Below are 26092 nucleotides of genomic sequence, written 5' to 3'. Positions count from 1 at the left end.
CAGGGAAGGTGCCATGACCCTGCTCACCCGGCTGGACCGGCTCCCGCTGAGCCGTCCCCACTATCTCCTGCTGCTGATAGGCGGCCTCGGCTACACCTTCGACGGCATGGACTCCGCGGTGGTGGCGTTCCTGCTGCCCAGCGCGCAGCAGGAGTGGGGCCTCGACAACGGCCACCTCGGCCTCATCGGATCGGCCACGCCGTTCGGGTTCCTGTTCGGCGCGACCGTGGCGGGGCTGCTCGGCGACCGCATAGGCCGCAAGAAGGTCATGATGTACGCGTTGGCGTTCTACGCGGTCTTCTCCGTGATCGCCGCCGCCTCGCCCAGCTACGAGGTGTTCCTGGGGGCCAGGGTGCTGGCCGGCGCGGGGGCGGGGGCCGAGAGCGCGATCATCGCGCCGTTCCTGTCCGAGTTCGTGCCCGCCAAGCGGCGCGGCTGGTTCATCGGGGCCCTGGCCGGCTTCTTCTCGTTCGGGTTCGTGATGGCGGCGCTGATCGGCCGGTTCGTGGTGCCCACGATGGACAGCGGCTGGCGGATCGCCCAGGTGCTCACCGCGGTGCCGATCCTGATGCTGCTGTGGTGGCGGCGCTCGCTGCCCGAGTCACCGCGCTTCCTCCTCCAGCAGGGCCGCCACGACGAGGCCGAGACGGTGGTCGCCGACCTCGAACGGCGCGTCGAGCGGGCCACCGGCCGGCCGCTCCCGCCGGTGCCCGAGGACGACGGCACGCCTCCGGCGTCCGAGACGCCGAAGGTCAACCTGATCAGCGCCCTGCGCTTCCTGTGGAGCCCGGCCATGGCCCGGCGGACCGCCGTGATCTGGCTGATCTGGTTCGTGATCACGTTCTCGTACTACGGGTTCTTCTCCTGGATCCCGACGCTGCTCGTCCAGCGCGGCATCACCGTCACCAAGAGCTTCGAATTCTCGATCATCATCTACCTGGCGCAGATCCCCGGCTACTTCTCCGCCGCCTGGCTGTCGGAGCGGCTCGACCGCAAGAACACCATCGCGATCTACCTGGCCGGCTCCGCGGTCAGCGCGTTCTGGCTGTCGCAGATGGACAGCCCGGCCGCCATCACGCTGGCGGGCGCGGTCCTGTCGTTCTTCCTGAACGGGACGTACGCGGGCGTCTACTCCTACACCCCCGAGGTCTTCCCCACCTGGATCCGCGCCACCGGCACCGGCCTGTCCAGCGCGTTCGGCCGCGTGGGCAGCATCCTCGCCCCCACGATCATCGGCCTGTCGGCGGCGAGCCTCGGCTTCGCGGGCGTGTTCGGACTCACCACCGCCGTCCTGGTGGTCGGGGTCGTCTGCGTGGTCGTCTTCGGCCTGGCCACCGCCGGCCGTTCCCTCGAAGACTTGACCGAGCGGGGCGAACCCGCCGAAACCGCCAAGGAGGTGCGGTCATGACGGACCTGCGGGACGTGGAGGACCGGGTGCGGGAGGAGGTGGGCGTGCGGCTGTTCACCGTGCTGGCCTGGATCCCCGAGCGAAGCGCGCTGCGCCGCGTCCACAGCAGCCACCCGGAGGAGTATCCGGTGGGCGGCGAGAAGACCGTCGAGGTCGCGCGGGGCTGGCTGGCCCGGTGCGTCGAGGCGCGGCTGCCCTACCTCGGCCCGGACCGGGCCGCGGTGCGGGAGATCTTCGCCGACCACGAGCTGATCGAGAGCCTCGGCTGCGGCTCCGTCATCAACGTGCCCGTCGTGGACGGGGGAAGGGTTCTGGGTGTGCTGAACATCCTCGACGCCGAGGGCAGCTACGACGAGGAGTCGGTCGCGGCGGCCGAGTCGCTCGCGCCGCTGGCCGTGCCCGCCCTGCGCGCCGTCGCCGGAGCCGGCGGGCCCGCCGGAGGTGCCGCGTGAGCCTGCTGCTGCGCGACGCGCTCCTCCTCGACGTGGCCACCGGCGAGTACGCCGAAGGCGACCTGCGCTGCGAGGACGGCCGGATCGCCGAGACCGGGCGGGGCCTGCGGGTGCCCGACGGCACGCGGGTCGTCGACCTCGCCGGCGCCCCGGTCGTGCCCGGCCTCATCGACGCGCACGTCCATGTCACCGCCTCCACCGCCGACCTCGGGGCGCTGCCGTCCATGGCCCCGTCGTACGTGGCCGCGCACAGCGCCCGCATCATGGGCGGGATGCTCGACCGCGGCTTCACCACGGTCCGCGACGCCTCCGGCGCCGACTACGGCCTGGCCGACGCGCAGGCCGAGGGGCTGATCCGGGGGCCGCGGCTGCTGTTCTGCGGCCGGGCGCTGAGCCAGACCGGCGGCCACGGCGACCTGCGCGGCCGCGGCCGCAACGACCGGGACGACCAGCCGTGCTGCGCGGGCGTCGGCCGGATCGCCGACGGCGTGGACGCCGTCCGCGCCGCCGCGCGCGACGAGCTGCGCAAGGGCGCCCACCACATCAAGGTCATGGCCTCCGGCGGCGTCGCCTCCCCCACCGACCGGATCGACTCCACGCAGTACTCCATGGACGAGCTGCGCGCGATCGTCGAGGAGGCCGAGGCCGCCAACCGCTACGTCGCCGCGCACGCCTACACCGCCCGCGCCGTCAACCGGGCCCTGGAGGCCGGGGTGCGCTCCGTCGAGCACGGCAACCTGATCGACGACCGCAGCGTCGAGCTGTTCCTGCGGCACGACGCCTTCCTCGTGCCGACGCTGGTCACGTACTGGGCGCTCAAGCAGGAGGGCAGGGCGTTCGGCCTGTCGGAGGGGAGCTGGCGCAAGGTGGACGAGGTGCTGGACGCCGGCCTGCGAGCTCTGGAGCGGGCCGCCCGCGGCGGGGTCCGGCTGGCGTTCGGCACGGACCTGCTGGGCGGCATGCACCGGCACCAGAGCCACGAGTTCCGGCTGCGGGGCGAGGTGCAGCGGCCCCTCGACGTGCTGCGGGCCGCCACGGCCGGGGCGGCGGAGCTGGTGGGCATGGCCGGCGAGATCGGCACCCTCTCCGTGGGCGCGCACGCGGACCTGCTGGTCCTGGACGGCGACCCGCTGCGCGAGCTGGGCGTCCTCGCCGAGCCGAAGCACCTGCGGTACGTGGTCCAGGGCGGCGAGGTGGTCGCCTCAGCCTGACCGCCGAAGGCGAGGGCGTCCCCGTTGTCGCGGCTTGTCTCAGCGGCCGGTGAGGAGGTCGGCGATCGCGGCGACGCCCCGCCCGATGGCGTCCTCGCGGACGTTGCCGAAGCCGATGACCAGCTCGGGAGGCCCGGCCCGCGGCGAAGGCGCCGGAGCCGCCCGGTAGCCGCTCATCCCGTACAGGCCGACCGAGCGCTCCCGCGCCGCGCAGACGACCGCCTCCTCCGTCACCGTCTCCGGCAGCCGCGCCACCGCGTGGAACCCGGCCGCCAGCCCGCGCAGCTCGACGCCCGGGGCGTGGCGGGCGAGCGCCGCCACCAGCGCGTCACGGCGGCGGGCGTAGACCGCGCGCACGCGGCGCAGGTGCCGGTCGTAGCGGCCCGAGCGCATGAGGAGGGCGAGGGCGAGCTGGTCGAGGCCGGGAGAGCCGCGGTCGGCGAGGTGCTTCTCGGCGGCGACCGCGGGAGCCAGGTGCGGCGGGCACAGGATCCAGCCGAGCCGCAGCACGGGCACCAGCGCCTTGCTGACCGAGCCGAGCGCGACCACGTGGCCGGGGGCCAGCCCCTGCAGGGACCCCACGGGATCCCGGTCGTAGCGGAACTCGGCGTCGTAGTCGTCCTCGATGATCGTCGCCTCGCACTCCCTGGCCCACGCGACCAGCTCCAGGCGCCGGGCCGGGGCCAGGGCGACGCCGGTGGGGCACTGGTGCGCGGGGGTGAGCACCACCGCGCGGGCGCCCGTCGCGGCCAGGGCCCGGACGTCCACGCCGTCCTCGTCGACCGGCACGGCCACGGTCTCCAGGCCCGCCCGCGCGGCGAGGAGCCGCTGGTCGGGGTCGCCCGGGTCCTCGACGGCGACGAGCCGCACCCCCCGGTCCGCCAGCACGCGCAGCACGAGGCCGTAGCCCTGCGCGAACCCGGAGCAGATCACCAGCCGCTCCGGCGCGGCGACCGCGCCGCGCACCCGGCCCAAGTACGCCGCCAGCACAGCCCGCAGGTCCGCGTCGCCGTAGGAGGCCACGGGCGTCTCCCCGGACGCCTCCGCAGATGTCGCTCCGTAGGGCGCGCCGTAGCCGAGCCCGGAGTCCGGCATGATCCGGGTGGCCTCGCGCAGCGCCCACAGCCAGTCCTGCCGGGGGAAGCTCGCCAGGTCCGGCACGCCGGGACGGAAGTCGACGGCCGGCCGCGGCGGTGGTCCCGGAGCGGACGCCGGTCCCTTCGCCGCCGGGGGCGGGATCGGGGCGCACGCGGCCACCCGCGTGGCTGAGCCGGCCCGCGTGACCAGGTACCCCTCGGCCTGGAGCTGGGCGAAGCAGTCCACGACGAGCCCGCGCGAGACGCCGAGCCCACGGGCCAGGACGCGGGAGGAGGGCAGCCGCTCCCCCGCCGCCAGCCGGCCCGCCCGGATCGCCTCGCGCAGCTCGCGTTCGAGCTGGGCGCGCAGCGGCTCGGCGCTGTCACGGTCGAGGCGCAGGAGTAGTTCGGGTCCCGAACCGGTCCACTCCACAGACATGGAACTGGAGCTTATCCGCGTACCGGTTGCCCGCCTAGCGTTCGGCTGGAGGCCGGGGTCAGAAGGCCCTCCGCTGACTGACGTGAGGTGGTGTCGCGTGAACGCACGTGCGTGGGTGGCCTTCGCGGCCGTGTCGCTCCTGTGGGGCATGCCGTACCTGCTGCTGAAGGTGGGGATGGACGGCGGGATGCCGCCGGGGTTCCTCGCGTGGGCGCGGGTGGTGCTGGGCGCGGTGACGCTGCTGGTGCTGGTGCCGGTGAAGGAGGTGCGGGCGGCGTTCCGCGGGCGGCTGCGATGGCTGGCCGCGTTCGCCCTGGCGGAGGTCGTGGTGCCGTACCCGCTGATCGCGGTGGGCGAGCGGCACGTCTCCTCCTCGCTCGCCGCGACGCTGATCGCGGCGGCGCCGCTGTTCGTGGCGCTGCTCGCCCTGCGCTTCGACGCGGCCGAGCGGGTGGGCGGGCGGCGGCTGGCCGGGCTGCTCGCGGGCCTGGGCGGGGTCGCGGCCCTGGTGGGGGTGGATGTCACGGGACGTCCGGACGAGTTGCTCGGCGCCGCGGCACTCCTGGGCGCGGCGTTCAGCTACGCCGCCGGACCGATGATCTTCAAGCGCCGGCTGTCCGACCTGGACCCGCGCGCGTCGATGGCCGCGGTGCTGGTGCTGTCGTCGGTGCTCCTCGCCCCGGTGGCGGTCCTGGACCCGCCGCGGGCGATGCCGTCCGGGCCGGTGGTCGTCGCCGTGGTGGTCCTCGGCGTGCTGTGCACGGCGGTGGGCATGGTCTGGTACGGCGTCCTGGTCGCCGAGGCGGGCCCGGCGCGGGCCCTGGTCATCACGTACGTGAACCCGGTCGTGGCGGTGGTGCTCGGCGTGGTCGTCCTCGGCGAGCAGCCGGGCGCCGGGATGGCGATGGGCCTGCCGCTCATCCTGCTGGGCTCGTGGCTGTCGACGTCCGGGCCGCGGCGGGTCCCCGTGACGGCCGCCCGGACGTGACGGCCACCCGGACGTGACGGCCACCCGGACGTGACGGCCACCCGGACGTGACGGCCTCCTCCACGCCGGCCACGCGACCCGGCGCCGCACCGTCAGGAGCGGCGGCCATCGGTACGCCGCCCCCATCCGCGACCACCGCCGCAGGACCCACCTGCCGGCCGGGTCATGATCTTCCGACGTCCCCCGTCTGTCACACTTTGATCATGTTCGTTGTCACAGTGACCTACACCGCGCCCCTGGCTGAAGTGGACCAGTGGCGGCCGGCCCACGGCGACTGGCTGAAGGACCTCATCGCCCGACGGCTGCTTCTCGTGGCCGGGCGCCGGGTTCCGCTGACGGGCGGCGTCTATCTCGTCCCCGACATGACCGCCGAAGAACTCGACCGCATCCTCGCCACCGATCCCTATGTCGTCAACGACGTCGCGACCCACGGTGTCGTGGAGTTCACGCCCCTGCTGGCCGCGGCCGGCCTGGAGAGCCTGAAGGTCTGAGGACCCGGCCGGGAATTGTCGGTGGCGTCCGGCATCATGGCTTCCGGACCGAGATGTTCCTCAGTACTGTCCGGCCAGGCGCATGAGGACCGTCTTCCCGGGTAGGTCATCCCGGCTCACAGCGCGTGCATCACCGCTCGCGCCAAGATCTTGAAAGGGCTCCCATGACAGCCGACCAGTCGCTCATCTGCCCTAGCTGCCAGGGCGTGGTCGTCGCCGCGCAATCCGCCTCCTACACGCCCGCTCGCGGACGGCTGATCGTCACCAATGGTTACTGCCGAGGCGACTGCTCCGACGCCACGCAGGCCCCCGAGCACGACAAGCCCGCCCAGCCCACGGCAGGCTCCCACCGGTCGACGCCCGCCGAAACGGTTTCAGCGCCGCTGTAGCCCGGCGACCGGCCCGCGCTTCGAGCGCGCCAAGAGACCACCAGAAGACCTCGGCCGCCGGTGCGGCCGAGGTCTTCACGTATGCCCTGAAACGAATATCTGCTGCGCCGCTAAAGGATCCGCCTTGGCTGCGGCCTCACGCCGATGCCCATCTCCCTGGCCTGCTCCCCCGGGTCGCTTGTCGCCCTCGAACGAAGGCTGTGACAGGCTGCCGCGACCTTCTTTCCTGGCCGCTGACGAAACCGTCGACGTAGGCGCACCTGCCACGTCGAGGACTCGTGTGATCATTGATGCAGGGACCGCAGCCAAGACGAATACCAATCGCAGAAGCCCGGTCCCGGGACAAGTGTGTCGTCGACCATGAGATGGTCGAACCACACCTGGCCGGGCCTCGCGCCGGTGACGACGAGACGGGCGAACGAACCGCAGCCCATATCAGAGAGGATCATAGAGCCGGTTACGACGCGATCCTCGTCGTAGTCCTCGCCGAGCTCGTCCCGGCCGACGGCTGTCGTGTGGGGGAACGGGGTGGCCAGGAAGCCGGGCCTCCAGGCCTCGTCTTTCGGCCCGTACGAGCGCTCCAGCTCCCACAAGCCATGGAATGGCCCCGCTCCTCCGTTCCCGACCTCGGTGACGAACGTTCGATAGGACTCCGGCAACGTGACGGCGAACTCACGCTCGAAAGCGACGACCCGTTCCAGGGGAAGCGCCGGACGGATCTCATGTCCCAGGGCCGTGAGTCGGGCGCGGATCTGTTCGCCGTCCCAGCGTGAACTGGCCATGTCTTCCCTTCCCGGGCATTTCTCTCGGCTAACGGAAGAAGGTGATTCTGAGTTTATTGGCGATCACCTCGCAACTGTTGCACGGCCCGATGGGCTCCCCGTGCTTGGGATGGTCCGCGGCCGACCTCACGACCACCGCGGCGGCGTCCGCTCCTGTGGGATCCTCTCCGTCCTCGATGGCCTTGGAGACGCAGATGGCGAACCCGCAGCTCCCATGTCCTCTTCCCCGCGCCCCTGGAGGCACCGAGTCCAGTATCCGCTTCACCGCGCCGTTCAGCGTAGGCGACTCACCACGGGCGCTGAGGGCCGAATAGACCTTTCCGTTACGGAGCACGATCGCCTCCGCGACGGCTCCCCGTTGACTGTTGGAGAGCACCGTCGCCCCATCGGCGCTGGCGCGGGCCGCAGCCCTGACCCTCGCCGCCCTGCCTGTCGTGGTGAGGCCGTTGCCACCGGTGGCCGCGCCGCCGCCGCGTCCCAGGGCGCTCCTGGCTCTGCTGGCTGCCTTGCTCGCCGCTCCGGCGACTACTCTGCCGGTCGCGGTGGTGGCGAGTTTGCCTAGTGCAGCGCCCACTCCCTTGCCGACGACGCCGCCTGCCGCGCCCGAGATGGCGCCGACCGCTGCCGACTTGAACGCTCCTCCGGCGGTCCATTCGTCGCGCGGTGTCGAGACCAGGTAGCCCGCCAGGTTGCCTGCCGCTCCGCCCGCGGCGGCGCAGCCGATGCTGCCGGCACCGAACGTGGCCGCTTCGCAGCCGGCGGTGACGACGATGGCGACGGTGACGTTGACGATGGTGGCCTTGTGCTCGTGCCAGATCTTCTTGGCCTTGCAGCCGAAGCTCCACCGGCCGCAGTGGGGCGGGTTGCTCGGCGGGGGAGGTGGCGAGTAGGACCCCCCGCCGCCGCCACCGCCACCACCGCCGCCACCGCCACCGCCACCGCCGGAGGGCCGGTTGCACGGGTTGGAGGCGATGATCCCGCACTGGGTGCCGCCGTCGTACATCAGGCCGGTGGGGTCGGAGCCAGTCACCGGGTTGTTGTCGGCGTAGGCGTAGCCGTTCCAGCTCTGCGGGTCCGAGGCGTCGAAGACGGGGTCGACGGAGATGAAGCGGCCCGTCTCGGCGTCGTACTCGCGGGCGCCGAGGTGGGTCAGGGCGGTGGCCTCGTCGATGACGCCGCCCACGAAGCCCTTCTGACCGGGCCAGGACGCCGGTGCGACGCCGCGTTGCTGCCCGAACGGGGTGAAGCGGCGGCGGGTCGTCGCCTGCGTGGCGGTGTCGTCGACGGAGGAGTCGGCGGTGCCGTGGTGGTCGGCGCCGAGCCAGGTGACGCCCTTGCCGGTACGGGCGGCGATGGCCTGCCCGGCGAAGTCGTAGTAGCGGGTCGCGCTCTTGGCACCGGTCTTGGTGTCGAGCCGGATCTCCATGCCGGCGACGTACAGGGTGGTGGAGGTGGGGTCGCGGCGGATGAGCCGTTCACCGCCGGCGTCGTAGACGAAGGTGCTGACGCCGGAGGGATCGGTCGACTTCGCGAGGTGGCCTTCGACGTCCCATTCCAGCAGGCGGCCCGAGCCGCGTTCGGTGGTGTTGCCGGACTTGTCGTAGGTGTAGGTGTCGATCTGGCCGTCGCGCGGACCGCCGTCGTACGCGACGGAGCTCAGCGTGTGCGGTTGCGGTTTGCCGGGTCCGGCATAGGTGTAGGTCTTGGTGATGTCCCCGGTCGCCTGGTGGTCGATCTCCTTGGTGCGGTTGCCGACGCTGTCGTAGGCGAAGGACTGCCAGTAGGGCGCGGGTCCCCCGACGATGCTCTGCGAGGGTGCGGTGGCGCAGTCGTCGGTGGAGGTCCAGGCGTCGGTGAGGCGTTGCAGCCAGTCCTGACGGAAGCACTGCACGTCTGGTGTCTGGCCGGAGGGCGTGTCGGCGATCTTGGTGATGTTGCCGGACGGGTCGTAGGTGTAGTGGGTGTCGGCCACCGAGATCGGAGCGGTCTCCCGCTCGAACACCGAACGCGCGAGCCGGTTGGTGCCCTCCTCGTAGAAGTTGGTCTGCTTGACGCGCTTCAGGCCGGTGCTCATCGTCATGTCGAGGACCTGGCCGAGCTTGCCGTAGGTCGTCGAGGTGACGTAGTTGGTCAGGCCCCGCATCGTGGTCGGGTTGCCGAGCTGGTCGTAGTCGTACAGGATCGTCTCGCCGAGCAGGCCACCCGCGGCCGGCAGCACGGTGCGGTGGACGGTGCCGTCGGGGTTGTAGTCGGTCGTGGTCTTGTACGTGTCGGCCAACCCGCCTTCGGCGGCGGGTATGACGGTCTGGGTTCCGGTGGGCCGGTAGGCGTTGTCGTAGCCGGTGACCGAGCTGGTGTAAGCGTCCATGGCGCCGGTGGCCGCGTTCTTGACGTAGCGGGTGGAGCCGGTGGGCTGGCCCTTGACCACGGTGCCGTCGGGCAGCTTGTCGAACGTCCACTCGGCGAGCTTGGTGCCCGCGGCGGAGGTGCCGGCGTATTCGGCGGTCTTGCGGCCGAGTGCGTCGTAGGTGAGGAACAGACTGGAGCCGCGGGCGTCGGTGACCGTCGTGAGCAGGTCGTTCTTGTCGTCGTAGGTGAGCTTGGCGGTGCCCTTGTCGGGGTCGTCGACCTGGACCATCCGGCCGCGCAGGTCGTAGTGGTAGGTCCAGACGTTGCCCGCGGTGTCGGTGACGGTGGCGGGCTGTCCGGCGCGGGTGTAGGTGTACTTGGCGGCGTCGTAGTCGCCGGTCGGGGCGTCGCCCTTGTACTGGCGGACCTCGGTCGTCTCGCCCTGCCCATTCATGATCTTCGTGATGGGGGTGGAGCCGGCGGGCGGGTCGACGCTGATGCGGTCGCCGCCGTACGTGGTGGTGGTGCGCCACTGCTCGGTGCCGCGCTTGCGGAAGATCTGCGCGGTCGGCCACTCCATGCCGTTGAAGACCGTGACGTTCTGTCCGGGGACGTCGTCGTCACTGGCCGGAGTCCAGAGCGTGCTGCCCGGGTCGCCTTCGGTGTAGTAGTCGGCGTTGGTCTTGTAGACCAGGCCACGGGTGTCGTAGAGGGTGTCGTTGATCAGCCGGCCGCCGCCCGGCGCGGGCTCCTGCTTCTGCCTGGGGCGCAGGAGTCCGTCGTAAAGGGCGTATCCGGTGGTGTAGGTGGCGCCGTCGGCGCGCAGCGTCGAGGTGGAGACGGTGGTCGGACCGTCGGCTCGGATCTGGTAGCCGAACTTCATGTTCGGGGTCGAGGCGTAGCCGGTCCTGGCGTGGCCGGGCAGCCAGACGCCGGTCAGCCGGCCGAGCGGGTCGTAGGCCAGGTCGGCGCGCTTGCCGTTGGCGTCGGTGGTCGCGGTGGCCAGGCCCCAGGCGGGCTCGATCTCGGTGGTGGTGACGTGACCGAGGGCGTTGGTCTCCTGCTTGGCGGTGACCAGGCCGGTGGCCGGGGTGTAGGAGGTCTTCGTGGTGGTGCCGTTGGGGTCGGTGACCACCAGCGGGCGGCCGTAGACGTCGAAGGTGGTCGAGCCGGCGGTGACGTACTGCGGTCCGCCGTTCCAGGAGCCGAGCTTCTCGGTCCTCGTGACATCGCCCTTGGACGGTGCCGCGCCGAAGGTACCGCCGTCGTAGTACTTGCGGACGTCGGAGGTCACGTCGGCCGGCCGGTCGGGAGTGACGGTGCACGCCTTCGTGACGGTCTCGACGCGGACGGCGTAGGAGATCATCCAGCGGGCGGCGTCGCGGGCGTAGGTGGTGCGGACGCAGCTGTCGTCGTCGGCGGTGGCCTGGTCGCCGAGGTCGTCGACCTGGGTGGGCAGGCCGTCGCCGTTGTAGTCGGTGTCGGTCGTGTTGTACCGCCAGCCACCCGACGCCAGCGCGGTGCGGGTGCGCTCCTTGTCCTCGCGCACCATGCTCGCCGTGGTGGTCCCCCACGAACGCACCCGCTTGGCGGTCTGCTTCGTCCAGTAGCCGGTGATCGTCCCCGTCATGGCTGGCCCGGTGGGGCCGTCGTAGCGGATCTCCTCGCGGACGCGGCCCTGCAGCGGCTCGGCGTCGTCGACGGCTGTCCCCGTGGAGTCGGTGACCTTGACGTCGCGGGTGCCGCCGCCGGACTGCTCGTCGCCGTCCATGCCGCGGAAGTAGGTGAACTCGGCCTTGGAGCGCTGCTCCCCGGGGGCGCCGCGCAGCACCCGCACCTTGCCGTAGCCGCGCCACTGCGACCAGGTCTTGTACTTCTCCTTGGTCAGTCCGTCGTCGTCGTCGTGGTGCCAGGCGCCGCCGCCCAGGTACTCGTACGTCTCCAGCGTGTCGGGGGCGCCGCCGGTGCGGTCGATCTGCTGGACCTGGGTGACGACGTACTTGTGGAACCAGTCGAGCTTGGGCGAGGTGGCGCCCTCGGGCGACCAGTACTGCGGGTAGCAGCGGCGGGTGTTGGAGTCCGGGTCGGGGGTGTTGCCGGCGGTGCAGTCCTCGTCGGAGTAGGTGACGGACAGGGCGCCGCCGGTCTCGTTGTCGATCGCCGAGATCCGCCACTTGGTCAGCGGCGGGCGTCCTTCGAGCGCGTCGACCCGGTTGGGTCGCTGGACGCCGGCGAACTTCACCGGCGGCAGGGACGCGGTCCCGCCGACCTTGCCGGTGTGCTGGATCCCGGCCAGCCACAGCGCCGGCGCCGTGCCGTCGCCGGGCGCGCGCATCTGCTGGTCGAGGGTCCAGGTGTCGACGTCCTTGTACGCGCTGCCGGACAGCACCTGCGTGGTGACGGCGGCCAGCCGCTTGCGGGTCCAGAACGTGGGCGAGTACCGGTCGAGGCACTTGTCGCCGGAGTCGCAGTTCTGGTCGTAGGGGACGTCGGGCCAGTACTTGGCGTTGTCCTTGGTGAACTTGCTCTCCGCGCAGTCGAAGCTCGACGTCGCGATGCACCGCTCCTTGGCGTCGAAGACCACCCTGGCCGGGGCCGAGGAGGAGAAGATCGCGTCCGAGCGCTGCCCGTAGTCGATGCGCTTGAGGTAGCCGCTCCGGTCGTAGGCGGTGGGGGTGCCGTTCGGGACGCCGTCGGTCAGGGTGGTGACGTCGCGGCGGTAGTAGTTGGTCTCGCGGCCGTACCAGAAGGTGCTCACCGTGCCGTGCGGGTCGACGACGTAGTCGAGGTTCCACCGCCACGCCTGCTGACACCAGGAGTCGGAGAAGGAGTCCTGGTGGCAGGGCTCGCCGGAGTCGTCGCCGAACACCGGGACGGTCCACGTGGACTGTGTCTCGGCGCCGCCCTTGGTCCAGCCCGGCAGGTGGTTGCGGCCGAAGTAGTACTGGGTGCCGTCGGGGGTGGTGACGCGCCAGTACTCGCCGTCCTTGTCGCCGTTGTCGGCGCCCGACAGCTTCTCGATCTTGGAGCCGTCGTCGTCCTTCGGCTGCCAGGTGCCGGTCGCGTCGTCCAGCACCAGCTCGGTGGCCTGGCCGTTCAGTGACAGGGTGGCGTTGTCGTTGCCCCAGCACTGGTCGTTGCGCTTGGGGGTCACGCCGTCGTCGGCGCACGCCTTGTACCGGCGCTCGACGAAACCGGGCCAGTAGTCGAAGCCCTCGCCGATCCAGGACGCCTGGTTGTTGGTGGCGACCGTACGGCCGTCGATGCTGCCCGAGGAGTAGACGAAGCCGATGTTCGGGGTCGGGCCGCCCGGTGTCGGGGGCAGGCGCAGCGGATAGGACCAGGAGAACGCGCCGCTCTGGTTGCTCACGTTCCACGTCGCCGACGGCGACAGCGACGTCGCCTCGTACGTGCCCGCGGAGCCGGACGGCGCGGCCTCCGCCGCCAGCGTGGTCGCGCCCGCCGCGAGGTCGACGTCGGCCGCCAGCCGGCCCGTCTTGACGTCGTTGCGCGTGGGCAGCGGCGTCCGGGTCTGGCACTCGGGCCGCTCCGGAGTGGTGGCCGCGCACGCGGGCAGCTCGACCAGGCGTAACCGCGAGCCCCAGTCGCCGCCGTAGGCGTACCGGAAGCCGGAGTAGTCCACCTCGACCGCCATCCGGGCCGGAGCGGACGGCCTCAGCCGGAGGCCGAGCCCGTCGATGCGGGACCTGGCCGCGGTGGGCGCGTCCAGCGTCCGTACCTCGACGGCGGGGGCGGCGCCGGCGGTGGCCGGCGCCTTGCCGTTCTTCTGGACGGCGGCCGGTCCCAGCCAGATCGGGAGCTGCCCTGCCCGCGCCTTCGCGGAGCCGCCACCGGCCGCGGTCACCGCCGTACCCGGCCGCGGCCAGGTCACCGCGGGCGCGCCCTTGAGGTCGTACGCGGCGCCCGGATCCGTCAAGAGCCCCTGTGCCTTGACGGCATGACCGGGTACGGCATGCTGCTCCTGGACCTGGTGCCATGCCGGGTCGTCGTCGCTCGCCTGGGCGGCGATCGGGCTGAGCAGCGTGGCGGGCACCACGACGGCCAGGAGTGCGGCGATCTGGGTCCAGCCTCGCCTCGAACCGAGCACGGCTTTCCTCCGGTTTGTGATCATGGGAACGTGGTCAGCCGTCGATGGGCAGGTTCATCGCGATGTTGACGACCTGCCGGTCGGTCAGGGTGCCGGTGTAGACGCGGACGTCGTCGATGTCGCCGCCGAAGTAGTCCACGGCGGCGCTGTTGTACCTGGCGCGGCCGATCTGCAGCGCGCCCGCCGCCCAGCCGCCGGTGACGGGGCGCTGGTCGTTGAGCTGACCGTTGACGTAGAGGCGGATCTGCTGGGCCTGCTCGTCGTACACGCCGGCCAGATGGGTCCAGGTGTTGAGCACCGAGCAGTCGACGGGCTCGGCCGAGCTGGCGCGCGTCAGGGTGCCGCTGGAGGCGCTGGAGCCCGTCGCGAACGACCAGCGCGGCACCGCGACGCCGTTCTCGGGGATGAGCCGGTAGCCGAGGTAGAAGGAGCTGTAGGCGGCTCCGTCCTGGGCGAGGACGGTCATCGCGCGGCTCGGCAGCGCGCAGGTGTCGTCGCCGGCCAGCCGCACCCAGGCTGTGACCGCGTAGCTGTGGTCGGTGCGCAGCGGCGCCGACGGGGTGGCGGCGTAGCCGGTGGTGCCGTTCAGGCTGAGCGCGCCGCCGCCGTCGAAGCCGTCGCCGGCCCACGTGGCGCCGCCGGCGAGGGCCGCGGGCCAGCGGCTGTCGGTCGTGTTGACCGCGGTGGTGCCGGTGGTCTCGTCGAGCTTCCACCAGCCGCGCTGGATGGGCGGCTGCTTGGCCATCGCGGCGATCTCGTTGCCGAGGGCGGGGTCGTTGACGGTGCGCGGGTCGTCGGACAGCTCCCGCTTCCAGATCTTCACCTCGTCGATGTCGCCGGCGAAGTTCTCGATGTAGGCGCCGCGCGACTTCACCCGGCCGAGTTGCAGCGGGCCGGTCGCGTCCCACGGTTTGTACGGGAAGGCGCCCGTCGTCGTCTGCGGGATGCCGTTGACGTACAGGCGCAGCTGCCGCTCCGGCGCGTCCCACACCCCGGTCAGATGCGTCCAGATCCCGGTCGTCGGCTCGGTGTCGCCGATCGCCCGCACGATGGTCTTGTCGTCGACGTCGGCGTCGAACTTGCTGAAGATCCACCGCTTGGAGCCGGAGGAGTAGTAGAGCTGGAAGCCCGTGCCGCGCACGGCGTCCTGGCTGACCACCGTGGAGTTCTTGCTCTTGTCGTTCAGCAGCACCCAGGCCGAGACGCTCATGCTCCGGTCGGTGTGCACCACCGGGCCGTCCGTGCTGCCGTAGCCGGTGCCGCCGTCCAGGTGCAGGCCTCCGGCCACCCGCCCACCGGCCCAGTTCGTGCCGCCGGCCAGCGTCGCGGGGTGTGTCGTCGCTCCGGAGTCGGCCGCCGTGGAGCCCGCGGTCTCGTCCAGCCGCCAGTGCCCCTCGGGGCCGAACCCGGCGTTGACGTAGAAGCTGTAGACGGCGGGGGTCTTGCCGACGTTGCCCGCCCGGTCGACCGGGTAGACGTACAGGGCGTTGAGCCAGTCGTGGCGGGGCGCGAGCCGCACGTTGACGCTCGTCTGCCCGGCGGGGATCGCGATCTGGGTGGCGGGGGTGGCCAGTGCCGGGTCGTCGAGCGCCCATCGGAAGGCCGTCACGTCGCTCTCACCGTCGCCGGGGGCCAGCGTGAATCCGCCCGCCCAGCCCACGCTGCCCTGCCAGGAGTCCGGGGTGTCGGCCGGGTAGTCGAGGGAGCTGACCTTGGGCAGGGTGGCCGGGTCGATCGTGTCCACGGTGAACTCGCACCACTTGCTCCACGCGCTGGAGTCCGTGCCGTCGTAGGCCCTGACCTTGTAGCCGTAGGTGTGGCCGGTGGTGAGCCCGGCCAGCTTGACCGAGTGGTCGGTGGCCGAGGTGGTGTACTTGTAGGCGGTCTTGCCGTCGCCGGGCATGGTCGAGGTGATGTCGTCCCACGCGCCGGTCGCGGTGTTGTAGTGGTGCAGGACGAACTCGGCCCGTACGCCGTCGTTGGCCTTGTCCGGGTCGTAGATCTTGGCCTTGAGCTGGAGCGGGTTGGCGGCGTCGCCGGCGTTGACCGCCGGGCGGGCGGATCCGGTGGCACAGGGGGTGGCCGGGTAGGTGCCGATGCCCGAGGGCGCGGCCGGCGGGGTGTTGTAGTCGATGACGAGCTTGGGAGAGGTGCCGAAGCCCTTCCACCCCCACACGCCGCTGCTGGTGTCGTTGGAGTCCCGCAGCCCGAACGTCGTGTTCGACCAGCCGGCCTTGGCGGCCTTGACGATCGCGCCGGTCACGTTGAACTCGATGCCCTTGTCCGGGCAGGAGGAGCTGTAACCGGCGTCGGAGGCCACGCTGTCCTGGTGGTCGATCCAGGACGGCTGATGGCTCCAGTTCGTCGAGCTGGCGATGCCGCCGGTGAGCCAGAGCTGCACGGCCTGCGGGCTGGAGGTGCAGCCCCAGGACTTGACCTGCGTGATGCGGAACGTGGCCTTGAGGATGTGCTTGCCGTTGACGTTGTCGGAGTCCATCCGGAAGAACGACCGCTTCAGGCCGCTGCCGTAGTTGCCCGCCTCCGGCATGTGGCTGGAGTTCCAGTACTCCTGGGACGGGTAGGCCTGGTCCACGTACGTCCAGGCCAGCTTCGACCCCGACCACTGCGGATCGATGTACACCGGGAAGGTGGTGTCGGGAGCGGTCAGCAGCTTCTTGTCCGGCGTGAGCGCGATACGGTCCTGCGCCACGTCGAGGCCCATGACCGCCTGCCTGCCCTCGCGACGCGGCCCCGCCACCAGCGACGACGGCGCGGCCGCCGTCCCGGAGGAGTCCCACATGCGCGGCGGCGGCGCGTGGAAGAGCTCCGATCCCGCCGGCGTCACGGCGCTCAGGCCGCCGGTCGCCGTCCTGCGCACCGTCAGCCCGTTCGCGCGCATGCCGAAGTCGAGCCTGTCCAGCGCGGGGTTGGCGGCGGCGTCCCGGTTCTTGACCACGAGCACCTCGGAGAAGCCGAGCACCGACGCGGTCACCTTCAGGTCGACGCCGGGAAGGACCTCGCCGTACGTCGCCGTGTCGCCGTCCAGCGCCGGCTTCGGCAGGCTTCCCGGCCACGTCATCGCCACCGAACGGCCGCCCTCGCCGAGGGCGGCCAGGGCGGTCGTCCCGCCACCGGAGAAGGTGAGATCCAGCGGGGTCGCCGTGGTGTGGACGGTTCCGTCCGCCGCGAAGACCAGTGTCGTGTCGACGTCGGCCCAGCCGCCTCCCCGCCGTACCCGCTCGGGCAGTGCCGAGGTCTGTGAGGTGAAGGAGCCGTCGGGATTGGCGAACACCTGACGGTTCTCCGTACGCAGCGACAGCACCTCCACCCGCTGCTTGCTGCTGCGTGCCTGGTCCAGGGCCTCCGCCTCGGTCCGTGGCGGCGGGTCCGCCGTCGCGGCCAGCGCGGCGGGTGCGGCGTGCAGGACGCCACCGGCGGCCAGGCTGCCGGCCCACAACGACATGACCACGGCGAGGAGCGCGCGGGGGGTGCGGCGGCGCATGAAGTCTCCTGAGGATCTGCGTCCGGTGATGATCTCGGCTCGCACCATCTAAGGAAATTTCGGATTTGAGAGCGTCAACCTGAGACATGAAGATCACTGAAACGTCCGCCGTACGGCCAGGCCGGAAAGGTCAACCGGCTGCGGTACGGCGCCCGCTCGGCTACCGCCCAGGTTGTAGCGGCTGTCAGCCGGGCGACTGATGAGGAACCCGGTCGACGGCGGCTACCATGCGCTGATGCGCGCAAAGGTGGTGTCGTCCCTCAGACGGCTCGCCATGGCGAACCCCTTCCTCACCGACCTGATCTTCAGCGTCATCGTGGCCGGCATCACCGTGGCCTTCGGGTTCGTCCTGTCCGGGGATGCGGCCGAGCTGGGCTACGCGCAGCGCCCGCTGGACGCCGTCGGCGTCGGGTTGACGCTGGTGACCAACCTCGCGCTGGCGTGGCGACGGCGCACGCCGCTCACGGTGCTGGGGATCTGCTGCGCCACGGCGATCGTCCTGCACGCGGCCGGCTACGATTCCAGGCTGAACGAGGCGCCGCCGCTGCTGGCCCTCTACACCGTGGCGAGCCGGTCGCGCCCGCTCGTGTCGATCCCGTGCACGCTGCCCGTGGCCGTCTCCTGGTGGCACGCGGCGTTCCTCGCCCCGCCCGAGTTCACGGGAATGAACATCGCGCAGGCGAGCCTCCTCATCGCCGTCGCCTGGACGTTCGGCAACAGCACCAGGATGCTGGTCGAGCGCAACAGGCGGCTCGGCTACCTCACCGAACGGCTGCACCACGAGCAGGACGAGAAGGCGCGCCGCGCCGTCACCGAGGAACGGGTGCACATCGCCCGCGAGCTGCACGACGTGGTCGCCCACCACATGTCGGTCATCGTCATCCAGGCGGGGCTCGCCCGCTACGTCTTCGCCTCCGACCCCGCGACCGCGCGTGGCGCGCTCACCACCATCGCCGACACCGGCAGCGAGGTCATGGGCGAGATGAGACGGCTGCTGTCCGTCCTGCGCATCGACCCCGACGACGAGGCCGACGGCTACGACCCGGCACCCGGCCTGCAACGGCTCGGACCTCTGGTCGAACGGGTGCGCTCGGCGGGTGTGCCGGTCCAGGTCTCGATCACCGGCGCCGTGCGCCCGCTGCCGTCCGGCATCGACCTGTGCGCGTACCGGGTCGTTCAGGAATGCCTCACCAACGTGCTCAAACACGCGGGCCCCGCAACGGCGCGGGTCTCACTGACGTACGGCGCCGAGCTGGAGTTACGAGTCTCCGACGACGGGGGCGGGACGGCCGTCAAGGCCAAGGAGGGCGGTCACGGCTTGATCGGCATGCGCGAACGCGTCAAGCTCTACAAGGGAACGATCACAGCCGGAGCCGGGCCGTCGGGCGGATTCGAGGTCGTGGTCACCCTGCCCCTGTCCTCCACGGAACCGGACACATGATCAAGGTAATGGTCGTCGACGATCAGATTCTCGTCCGTGCCGGACTGACGGCGCTGCTGCGTGCCGTGCCCGAGCTCGACGTCGTCGGCGAGGCGGCCGGCGGCGAGGAAGCCGTCTCCCTGGCGGCGGAGACCCGCCCCGACGTGATCCTCATGGACATCAGGATGCCGGGCATGAACGGCGTCACGGCGACCGAGCGCATCCTGTCCGCGGACGGCGACCACCGGCCGCGGGTGCTCATCCTGACCACGTTCGACCTCGACAAGTACGTCTACAACGCCCTGCGCGTCGGCGCCTCGGGCTTCCTGCTCAAGGACACCCCGCCGGAACGGCTCATCGCCGCCATCCAGACGATCGCCTCCGGCGACATGCTCTTCTCGCCCAGCGTCACCCGCCGCCTCATCGAGGCCTACACCCATCGGACCGTCCCGGCCGCCGCCCCGCCCTCTCCCGCGCTGGACCTGCTCACCGCCCGCGAGAGCGAGGTGCTCAAACTGGTCGGGCACGCTCTGTCCAACGCCGAGATCGCCGCCCTCCTGAGCGTCAGCGAGGCCACCGTCAAGACGCACCTCAACCGCGCCATGGCCAAGCTCGGCCTCGGCAGCCGCGCCCAGGCCGTGGCCCTGGCCTACGAGTCCGGCCTCGTCGTCCCCGGCCAGGAGACGCCCTCCCCAGGGTGACGGCTCAGGTGTCGTCAAGGGTGGCCAGGTGGGCCGTGACGTCGTCGGCGAAGCGGGCCAGCAGGCGGCCGAGGTCCTTGCGGTCCTGCTCGGGCCAGTGGGCGATGGCGCCGGTGAACCAGCCGATGAGCGTGCGCGCGTAGCGGTCGGCGGCCGCCCTGCCCTCGTCGGTCGGCTCGATGAAGCTGACCCGGCGGTCATGCGGGTCGCCGATGCGGCGGACCAGGCCGCGCCGCTCCAGCTGCTGGACCTGCCGCGTGACGTGCGGCTGGACGAGCTGCATCTTCTCCGCGATCTCGCTGATCCGCAGCGGAGCGCCGGCCAGGTGCACGGAGACGAGGACGGAGAAGGCCGGCCGATCGGCCTCGATCCCGGCCGCGTCCATGGCGTGCTCGGTCAGGCGGCCGCGGCTGATCGCGGTGCTGAGCTGCGCCAGGCGGGGCATCACGGCCAGCACCTGGTCGTCGTCCCCGCCGACGGGGTCTTGGGGTCCGGCGTTCATCGCAGCTCCCAGTTGCATACTTAAAACATGTATCTATATGGTGGTCCGTGGTGGTGCTCACGGCCGCACCGCGCTCGCAACAAGGATACCTAAAGCATGCATCTATCGCTGCCGCAGGCCGAACAGGAAGGATCCCCCCATGAAGCGCAAGATCCTCATCTCCGGGGCCAGCATCGCCGGCCCGTCGCTCGCGTACTGGCTGGACCGCTACGGCTTCGAGGTCACCGTCGTGGAGAAGGCCTCCCACCTGCGCGGTGGCGGGTACGCCATCGACATCCGCGGGACCGCCCGCGACGTCGTCGAGCGCATGGGCCTGCTGCCACGTCTGCGCCCGCTGCACGTGAACACCCGCCAGATCACCTTCCTCGACCCCGGCGGCGCCGTCCTCACCAGCCTGCGCCCGGAGGCGCTCACCGGCGGCGCCGAGGGCCTCGACCTGGAAGTACGCAGGGGGGACCTGGCCGACTGCCTCTACGGCCTGGTCAGGGACAAGGTCGAGTTCCTGTTCGGCGACTCCGTCGCCACCCTCGACGACCGCGGCGGCCACGTGGAGGTCACCTTCGACAGCGGCCTCCGGCGCACGTTCGACCTGGTGATCGGCGCCGACGGGCTGCACTCCAATACCCGCGGCCTGGCCTTCGGCCCGGAGGAGCGCTACCACCGCTACCTCGGCTTCTGCTTCGCCGGTTTCACCATGCCCAACGACTTCGGTCTCGAGCGTGAGGGAGTGCTGTGGAACGTTCCGGGCCGGGCCGCCGCCCTCTACGCGCACGAACCCGGCGAGCCGATGCACGGCTTCCTGACCTTCGCGCGGGACGAGCCGCCCTTCACGGCCTTCCGCACCCCGCAGGCGCAGCGCGACCTCGTGGCTGCGACGTTCTCCCACACGGTGTGGGAGATTCCGCGGATGGTGACGGCGATGCGCGCGGCCGACGACCTGTTCTTCGACGTCGTCAGCCAGATCCACATGCCCGCCTGGTCCACCGGCCGCGTCGCCCTCGTCGGCGACGCCGCCTACGCGACGTCGTTCATGTCGGGTCAGGGGTCGAGCGTGTCGCTCGTGGGCGCCTACGTCCTGGCCGGCGAGCTGGCCACCCACGGTGACCACGTCACCGCCTTCGCGGCGTACGAGAAGACGGTCCGCGACTTCGTGGAGCGGAACCAGGCCCTCGCGACGGAGGGCGGCGGCGTGGTCGCCCCGCGCACCCGGCAGCGCCTCGACGAGCGGAACGCGGTGCTGCGCGGCCGGACGGCGCTGCCGTCCGGCGCCGCAGGCGGCGCCGCGCACACCGCCGTCGTCCTGCCGGACTACGAGCGCGCCCTCGGGGGCTGAGCCGGCCCGGCAGGTCAGGCGTGTGGCGGGATCGTGGCGGCGTCCAGGAGGGGGGCCAGTTCGCGGGTCACGGTCGTCAGGGCGCGCACGTCCCGCTCCGCCCGCGCGATGAGGATCGCCCCCTCCAGCGCGCTGATCATCAGGGTGGCGAGCGGCTCGGCCCGCTCCTCCGGCACGCCCATGCCGGCCAGGGCCCGCGCCACCGGCCCGGTCCAGCGGGCGAACGCGGCCGCGGCGGCGGCCCGGGTCGACTCGGCCGCGTCCGCGCAGTCCACGGTGGCCGCGGCGACGGGGCAGCCGCCCGCCTCGAACCCGGCGGAGCCGTACTCGTCGATCCACTGGGCGGCCATCGCGGCGAACAGCCGGCTCGGCGACGGCTCCGGCATGGCGGCGAGGAACCGGGCGACGCGGCCGGCGGCGTAGCGGCCCGCCCAGTCCACGGCCTCGTTGACGAGTTGCTCCTTGCCGCCCGGGAAGTAGTGGCGGAGCGAGCCCCGGGGCGCCCGCGCGTGGGCGGCCACGTCCCGCATTCCGGTGGCGGCCACCCCGTCACGGCGGATGAGCTGCGCCGCGCTGAACACCATCCGCTCCCGCGGCCCCCGCTCCGCACGCGCCATCCCGGCCTCCCGCCTCGGCCAAGCGTTCCGGAACCGGCCCACCTCTGGGCAGCCCCTGGGAGCACAGCCTACCGGTCCCGCCCTATGACGCTTGTCATAGGCGGTCTATTATGACAACTGTCATATACCGAGAGGTCAGGCGGTGGTGCTGCGTGGACGTCGGGTTCATCGGCCTCGGGGTCATGGGGCAGCCCATGGCGCTCAACCTGGCCCGCGCCGGGACTCCCCTCGTGGTGTGGAACCGCACCCCGGCCAGGGCCGAGCCGCTGCGCGCGGCCGGCGCGGACGTCGCGTCAGGGGCCGCCGAGGTGTTCGGACGGGCGCGGGCCGTGATCCTCATGCTGTCGGACGAGGCCGCCGTGGACGCGGTGCTGTGCCGGGGCACGCCGGACTTCGCCGCCCGGGTCGCGGGACGCGTCGTCGTCCACATGGGAACGACGTCGCCCGGCTACTCCCGCGACCTGGAGGGGGACGTGCGGGCGGCGGGCGGCGGCTACGTCGAGGCGCCGGTCTCCGGCTCCCGCGAGCCCGCCGCGGCCGGGCGGCTGGTGGCCATGCTCAGCGGGGAGCGCGCCGACGTGGAGGAGGTGGCGCCGCTGCTGGGGCCGATGTGCCGGGAGACGTTCGCCTGCGGGCCGGTGCCGAACGCGCTGCTGACGAAGCTGGCGGTGAACCTCTTCCTCATCACCATGGTCACCGGCCTCACGGAGGCGTTCCACTTCGCCGACCGGCACGGGCTGGACCGGCGGCGGTTCGCCGACATCCTGGACGCCGGTCCCATGGCCAGCGCCGTGTCCCGGATGAAGGCGCCCAAGCTGCTGGCCCGGGACTTCGGGGTGCAGGCGGCGGCGCTGGACGTGCTGAAGAACAACCGGCTGATCGCCGAGGCGGCCCGGGCGTCAGGTCTGGCCTCGCCGCTGCTGGACGTGTGCCACGACCTGTTCCGCGAGACCGTGGACCTGGGACACGGCGGGGGCGACATGGTGGCGGTGCTGCACGCGATCGAGGCCCGTACCAAGGCGGTCTAGGGCTGCGCGCGGTCCGTGGCAGGCGGCGCGTCAGTGTCGCCCCGCCCGGAGCGATCGCCGGGAGCGGGCAGCCGGGCCAGCTCGGCCGCGGCCCACTCGGCCCACTCCTTGCGCATGGCGAAGAAGCGCCGGCCGTACTCCATGGTCAGCCGCCCGTAGAACGACAGGTTGTCCTCGCCCCACGTCACCTGCTCCTGGAGCGCGGCCAGCTCGTTACGTCGCTCCCCCATCAGGGCGGCGCGGTCGCGCAGGTACGCGCGGGCCTGCTCGGGTTCGAGCTGACCGAGGAAGAACACGCGCAGAAGCGTGCCGTCACGCTGCGCCGGCTTGGGCGTCTCCTCGACCAGCCACCGGCGCAACTCCTCGCGGCCGGCGGCGGTCGCCCGGTACTCCTTGCGGCCGCGGGGCCCCTCGGCGGCGACCTCGATCAGGCCGTCGGCCGTGAGCTTGGCCAGCTCGCCGTACAACTGGCTCTGGGTCGCCGACCACACGTTGGCGAGCGAGATCTCGAAAAGCTTCATCAGGTCGTACCCGCTCGCGCCGTCAAGCTCCACGATCAGGCCGAGCACCGCATGCCGCAGACTCATACCTCGAACCATACCGTTCTAGGTTGACATGTCAAAAGTGGAAGGTCTAAGTTCGACGTGTCTAAGTTGGAATGTCACCGAGAGGCGGCGTCATGCTGAAGTACTACGGCCGGACCTTCCTGCCCTGGATCGCCCTGGCGATCGTGAGCGATTTCGGCGCCCTCGCAGGAGCGATCGCGGGCCTCGTCGCCGCGGTCGTCCTGCTCGCCCTCGACCGGCTGCGCTCCGGGATCGCCTGGGACGCGCTCATCCTGGAGACTTCGACCACCGTCTACATGGCGCTGCTGACCGCGCTCTCCTTCGCGGCCCCCGGCTCGCCGGTGCTGGGCTACGGGGCGTCGCTGGCCATCGCGTGGCTCGCCGTCACCGCGTGGGGCACCCTGGCCGCCGGCCGCCCGTTCACCGCGGGCATCGCCCGCCGCCAGGTCGCCCCCGAGATCGCCGCCATGGAGGGGTTCCGCCGGGTCAACGTGGTCATCACCACGGCCTGGGCCGCCGGCTTCACCGTCACCGCGATCGCGCTGGCCTGCGTGCAGCACTGGGCGCCGCACTCCACCGCCGTGCTGGTGGCCTGCAAGATCGCCGGCTTCACCCTGCCCGCCGTGTTCACCGCGCGCTACTCCGCCAAGGCCCGCGAGCGCGCCACGGCCGCCGCCACCACCGCCGCCGCCCAGCCGAGCCTGTGAGGAGCCCCGAGATGTCCGAGTCGAACGAAACCTCCCCGTCCGCGTGGCTGGACGGCCACCTGGCCCCCGTCCCCGACGAGATCGACGCGACCGGGCTGCCGGTCGAGGGCGCGCTGCCGCCCGAGCTGACCGGCCGCTACTTCCGCAACGGCCCGAACCCGCTGCCGGGCACGCCGTCGGCCCACTGGTTCACCGGGGCCGGCATGGTCCACGGCGTGCGGCTGCGCGACGGCCGCGCCGAGTGGTACCGCAACCGCTGGGTGCGCACCACCGAGCTGACGGACGGCGCGCCGTTCGTGCGCGCCGACGGCAGCTTCGACCACGCGGCCGTCCCGGCCAACACCCACGTCGTCCCGCACGCCGGGCGGATCCTCGCACTGGTCGAGACCGGCCTGCCGTACGAGCTGACGCCCGAGCTGGACACGGTCGGCCCGTGCGACTTCGGCGGGCTGCTGACCGGCGGGATGACCGCCCACCCCAAGGAGGACCCGGTCACCGGGGAGCTGCTGTTCTTCGGGTACGGGCTCGTCCCGCCGTACCTCACCTACCACCGGCTGTCGGCGGACGGCCGGCTGGTGGAGAGCCGCGAGGTCGAGGTGCCCGGCCCGACGATGATGCACGACTTCGCCATCACCGCGAACCACGTGGTCTGGCTGGACCTGCCGGTGGTCTTCGACATGGCGCTGGCGCGCCGGGGCGGGGGCATGCCGTTCCGCTGGGACGACGGCTACGGGGCGCGGCTCGGCGTGATGCCGCGCGCCGGCGGCCCGGCGCGCTGGTTCGAGGTGGACCCCTGTTACGTCTTCCACGTGGGCAACGCCTACGAGGACGAGGCGGGGCGGGTCGTCGTGGACGGGGTCCGCTACCGGCCGGAGGAGTTCACCGCGTTCTGGCCGAGCATCGGCGGGCCCTCCGCCGGCACGCCGGCCACCGGAGGCGCCCCGGTCGCGGCGGCGGCCACGGGGCATGCCCGGCTGCACCGCTGGACCCTCGACCCGGCCACCGGCGCCGTCAAGGAGGAGCCGATCGACGACCGGGCCGTGGAGTTCCCCACCCACGACGAGACCCGCACCGGCCGCCCCCACCGCTACCTCTACACCGTCGCCCGGGACGCGATCGTCAAGCACGACCTGCGCTCCGGCTCCTCGACCGCGCTCGATCTGGGCGCGGACCTGGCGCCGGGGGAGGCGGTGTTCGTGCCGGCCGAGGGCGCCCGCGCGGAGGACGAGGGCTGGCTGCTGTCGATCGTGTCCGACCGGGCCGGGCACAGCTCCGAGCTGCTGGTCCTGGACGCCGCCGACCTGTCCCGTACGGCCTCGGTACGGCTGCCGCGCCGCGTCCCGGCCGGCTTCCACGGAAGCTGGATCCCCGACCCCGCGACGTAGCCGCCGGGAAGCCCGGCGCGCGTCAGAGCCAGCCGCGCTCCTCGGCGATCAGCGCCGCCTCCGCCCTGGTGGCGGCGCCGGTCTTGCCGATGGCCGCCGACAGGTGGTTGCGCACGGTCCCGTTGGACAGGTGCAGCGCCCTGGCGATCTCCGACACCGTGCCGCCCTGCCTGGCCTCGCGCAGGACGTCGCGTTCCCGGGCGGTCAGCGGGCTGGCGCCGCTGGCCAGCGACTCGGCGGCCAGCGCCGGATCGACCACGCGCAGTCCCGCGTGGACCCGGCGGACGGTGTCCACCAGGTGCTCCGGTGAGGAGTCCTTCACCACGAAGCCCGACGCGCCGTTGCGCATGGCGCGGGCGAAGTAGCCGGGCCGCCCGAAGGTCGTGCAGATCACCACCCGGCACGACGGCACCAGCGCGCGCACCCGCTCGGTGACGTCCAGGCCGTCCATGCCGGGCATCTGCACGTCGATCAGCGCGACGTCGGGGCGGGTGCGCGCGACGGCCTCCAGCGCCTCCTCGCCCGAGCCGGCCTGCGCCACCACCTCGATGTCCGGCTCCAGGCCGAGCATCGAGGCCAGCGCGCCGCGCACCAGCGCCTGGTCGTCGGCCAGCACCACCCTGATCACGCCCGCTCCT

The 26092-nt window shown here is 72.0% G+C and carries 19 protein-coding genes; 11 read left to right on the top strand and 8 right to left on the bottom strand.

Annotated features, from left to right (window positions below):
• Positions 1–13: 13 nt before the first annotated feature.
• From MTP10_RS35690 to MTP10_RS35680, 3 genes are read left to right on the top strand one after another with little or no spacing between them, the layout of a single operon-like run.
• The gene (locus MTP10_RS35690) at positions 14–1408 is read left to right on the top strand and encodes an MFS transporter (RefSeq protein WP_310715426.1); all 1395 of its coding nucleotides are present in this window, start codon (positions 14–16) and stop codon (positions 1406–1408) included.
• A complete protein-coding gene (locus MTP10_RS35685; protein ID WP_310715424.1) occupies positions 1405–1860 on the top strand; it encodes a GAF domain-containing protein in 456 nt (151 codons plus the stop codon). The genes MTP10_RS35690 and MTP10_RS35685 overlap by 4 nt, the downstream gene beginning before the upstream one ends.
• Positions 1857–3071 carry an amidohydrolase family protein gene (locus MTP10_RS35680; protein WP_310715422.1) on the top strand — a complete coding sequence of 405 codons (1215 nt, stop codon included), beginning with the start codon at positions 1857–1859 and terminating at the stop codon, positions 3069–3071. Before MTP10_RS35685 ends, MTP10_RS35680 begins: the two co-directional genes overlap by 4 nt.
• Before the next feature lie 39 nt (positions 3072–3110).
• Here the strand turns inward: MTP10_RS35680 and MTP10_RS35675 are convergent, their stop codons facing one another.
• Positions 3111–4586, bottom strand: coding sequence for a PLP-dependent aminotransferase family protein (locus MTP10_RS35675; protein WP_310715419.1), 1476 nt, complete (start codon positions 4584–4586; stop codon positions 3111–3113).
• 97 nt (positions 4587–4683) lie between these two features.
• Between MTP10_RS35675 and MTP10_RS35670 the strand changes: the two genes are divergently transcribed.
• On the top strand, positions 4684–5574 hold the full coding sequence (locus MTP10_RS35670) for a DMT family transporter (protein ID WP_310715416.1): 891 nt from the start codon (positions 4684–4686) through the stop codon (positions 5572–5574).
• A gap of 203 nt (positions 5575–5777) precedes the next feature.
• Positions 5778–6065 (top strand): YciI family protein, encoded by a 288-nt coding sequence (locus MTP10_RS35665; protein WP_310715414.1) that lies wholly within the window; start codon positions 5778–5780, stop codon positions 6063–6065.
• 673 nt (positions 6066–6738) lie between these two features.
• Here MTP10_RS35665 and MTP10_RS35660 read toward each other — a convergent pair.
• The 3 genes from MTP10_RS35660 to MTP10_RS35650 are packed head-to-tail and all read right to left on the bottom strand — an operon-like array spanning position 6739 to position 17195.
• On the bottom strand, positions 6739–7236 hold the full coding sequence (locus MTP10_RS35660; protein ID WP_310715411.1) for an SMI1/KNR4 family protein: 498 nt from the start codon (positions 7234–7236) through the stop codon (positions 6739–6741).
• A 28-nt stretch (positions 7237–7264) separates the two neighbouring features.
• Positions 7265–13693, bottom strand: coding sequence for an RHS repeat-associated core domain-containing protein (locus MTP10_RS35655; protein ID WP_310715409.1), 6429 nt, complete (start codon positions 13691–13693; stop codon positions 7265–7267).
• A 34-nt stretch (positions 13694–13727) separates the two neighbouring features.
• Entirely contained in the window at positions 13728–17195 is a 3468-nt protein-coding gene (locus tag MTP10_RS35650; protein WP_310715407.1) for a LamG-like jellyroll fold domain-containing protein, read from the bottom strand.
• A 235-nt stretch (positions 17196–17430) separates the two neighbouring features.
• Between MTP10_RS35650 and MTP10_RS35645 the strand changes: the two genes are divergently transcribed.
• Both MTP10_RS35645 and MTP10_RS35640 read left to right on the top strand, forming a co-directional pair.
• On the top strand, positions 17431–18636 hold the full coding sequence (locus tag MTP10_RS35645) for a sensor histidine kinase (RefSeq protein ID WP_310715405.1): 1206 nt from the start codon (positions 17431–17433) through the stop codon (positions 18634–18636).
• Positions 18633–19316, top strand: a complete 684-nt coding sequence (locus MTP10_RS35640; protein WP_310715404.1) for a response regulator transcription factor — start codon at positions 18633–18635, stop codon at positions 19314–19316. The genes MTP10_RS35645 and MTP10_RS35640 overlap by 4 nt, the downstream gene beginning before the upstream one ends.
• A gap of 4 nt (positions 19317–19320) precedes the next feature.
• Here MTP10_RS35640 and MTP10_RS35635 read toward each other — a convergent pair whose 3' ends face one another.
• Positions 19321–19818: a MarR family transcriptional regulator gene (locus MTP10_RS35635; protein ID WP_310715402.1), complete on the bottom strand. Its 498-nt coding sequence runs from the start codon at positions 19816–19818 to the stop codon at positions 19321–19323.
• A 139-nt stretch (positions 19819–19957) separates the two neighbouring features.
• On the opposite strand from MTP10_RS35635, the gene MTP10_RS35630 reads away from it, so the two are divergent.
• Positions 19958–21151, top strand: a complete 1194-nt coding sequence (locus tag MTP10_RS35630; protein ID WP_310715399.1) for an FAD-dependent monooxygenase — start codon at positions 19958–19960, stop codon at positions 21149–21151.
• Between the two features lie 14 nt (positions 21152–21165).
• Here MTP10_RS35630 and MTP10_RS35625 read toward each other — a convergent pair whose 3' ends face one another.
• Positions 21166–21768 carry a TetR/AcrR family transcriptional regulator gene (locus MTP10_RS35625; protein ID WP_310715396.1) on the bottom strand — a complete coding sequence of 201 codons (603 nt, stop codon included), beginning with the start codon at positions 21766–21768 and terminating at the stop codon, positions 21166–21168.
• 152 nt (positions 21769–21920) lie between these two features.
• On the opposite strand from MTP10_RS35625, the gene MTP10_RS35620 reads away from it, so the two are divergent.
• Positions 21921–22796 carry an NAD(P)-dependent oxidoreductase gene (locus MTP10_RS35620; protein WP_310715393.1) on the top strand — a complete coding sequence of 292 codons (876 nt, stop codon included), beginning with the start codon at positions 21921–21923 and terminating at the stop codon, positions 22794–22796.
• Here the strand turns inward: MTP10_RS35620 and MTP10_RS35615 are convergent.
• Entirely contained in the window at positions 22793–23383 is a 591-nt protein-coding gene (locus MTP10_RS35615; RefSeq protein WP_310715390.1) for a PadR family transcriptional regulator, read from the bottom strand. The two genes, MTP10_RS35620 and MTP10_RS35615, sit on opposite strands and share 4 nt — an antisense overlap.
• 92 nt (positions 23384–23475) lie before the next feature.
• Between MTP10_RS35615 and MTP10_RS35610 the strand changes: the two genes are divergently transcribed.
• Both MTP10_RS35610 and MTP10_RS35605 read left to right on the top strand, forming a co-directional pair.
• Positions 23476–24069 carry a hypothetical protein gene (locus MTP10_RS35610; RefSeq protein WP_310715387.1) on the top strand — a complete coding sequence of 198 codons (594 nt, stop codon included), beginning with the start codon at positions 23476–23478 and terminating at the stop codon, positions 24067–24069.
• A gap of 11 nt (positions 24070–24080) precedes the next feature.
• Positions 24081–25454 carry a carotenoid oxygenase family protein gene (locus MTP10_RS35605; RefSeq protein ID WP_310715385.1) on the top strand — a complete coding sequence of 458 codons (1374 nt, stop codon included), beginning with the start codon at positions 24081–24083 and terminating at the stop codon, positions 25452–25454.
• A 22-nt stretch (positions 25455–25476) separates the two neighbouring features.
• On the opposite strand, the gene MTP10_RS35600 is transcribed toward MTP10_RS35605, so the two are convergent.
• The gene (locus tag MTP10_RS35600; protein WP_310715382.1) at positions 25477–26082 is read right to left on the bottom strand and encodes a response regulator transcription factor; all 606 of its coding nucleotides are present in this window, start codon (positions 26080–26082) and stop codon (positions 25477–25479) included.
• Between the last annotated feature and the right edge of the window lie 10 nt (positions 26083–26092).

This window comes from Nonomuraea sp. 3-1Str (assembly GCF_031570565.1).
Taxonomy (GTDB): Bacteria; Actinomycetota; Actinomycetes; order Streptosporangiales; family Streptosporangiaceae; genus Nonomuraea.
This window is presented reverse-complemented; position numbering and strand designations above follow the sequence as displayed.

What these genes read in the sequence shown, in the direction of transcription:
- MTP10_RS35690 (WP_310715426.1), top strand. Translation starts at nt 14, where the DNA reads ATGACCCTGCTCACCCGGCTGGACCGGCTCCCGCTGAGCCGTCCCCAC.
- MTP10_RS35685 (WP_310715424.1), top strand. Translation starts at nt 1,405, where the DNA reads ATGACGGACCTGCGGGACGTGGAGGACCGGGTGCGGGAGGAGGTGGGC.
- MTP10_RS35675 (WP_310715419.1), bottom strand. Translation starts at nt 4,586, where the DNA reads ATGTCTGTGGAGTGGACCGGTTCGGGACCCGAACTACTCCTGCGCCTC.
- MTP10_RS35665 (WP_310715414.1), top strand. Translation starts at nt 5,778, where the DNA reads ATGTTCGTTGTCACAGTGACCTACACCGCGCCCCTGGCTGAAGTGGAC.
- MTP10_RS35660 (WP_310715411.1), bottom strand. Translation starts at nt 7,236, where the DNA reads ATGGCCAGTTCACGCTGGGACGGCGAACAGATCCGCGCCCGACTCACG.
- MTP10_RS35650 (WP_310715407.1), bottom strand. Translation starts at nt 17,195, where the DNA reads ATGCGCCGCCGCACCCCCCGCGCGCTCCTCGCCGTGGTCATGTCGTTG.
- MTP10_RS35645 (WP_310715405.1), top strand. Translation starts at nt 17,431, where the DNA reads ATGCGCGCAAAGGTGGTGTCGTCCCTCAGACGGCTCGCCATGGCGAAC.
- MTP10_RS35640 (WP_310715404.1), top strand. Translation starts at nt 18,633, where the DNA reads ATGATCAAGGTAATGGTCGTCGACGATCAGATTCTCGTCCGTGCCGGA.
- MTP10_RS35635 (WP_310715402.1), bottom strand. Translation starts at nt 19,818, where the DNA reads ATGAACGCCGGACCCCAAGACCCCGTCGGCGGGGACGACGACCAGGTG.
- MTP10_RS35630 (WP_310715399.1), top strand. Translation starts at nt 19,958, where the DNA reads ATGAAGCGCAAGATCCTCATCTCCGGGGCCAGCATCGCCGGCCCGTCG.
- MTP10_RS35625 (WP_310715396.1), bottom strand. Translation starts at nt 21,768, where the DNA reads ATGGCGCGTGCGGAGCGGGGGCCGCGGGAGCGGATGGTGTTCAGCGCG.
- MTP10_RS35615 (WP_310715390.1), bottom strand. Translation starts at nt 23,383, where the DNA reads ATGAGTCTGCGGCATGCGGTGCTCGGCCTGATCGTGGAGCTTGACGGC.
- MTP10_RS35610 (WP_310715387.1), top strand. Translation starts at nt 23,476, where the DNA reads ATGCTGAAGTACTACGGCCGGACCTTCCTGCCCTGGATCGCCCTGGCG.
- MTP10_RS35605 (WP_310715385.1), top strand. Translation starts at nt 24,081, where the DNA reads ATGTCCGAGTCGAACGAAACCTCCCCGTCCGCGTGGCTGGACGGCCAC.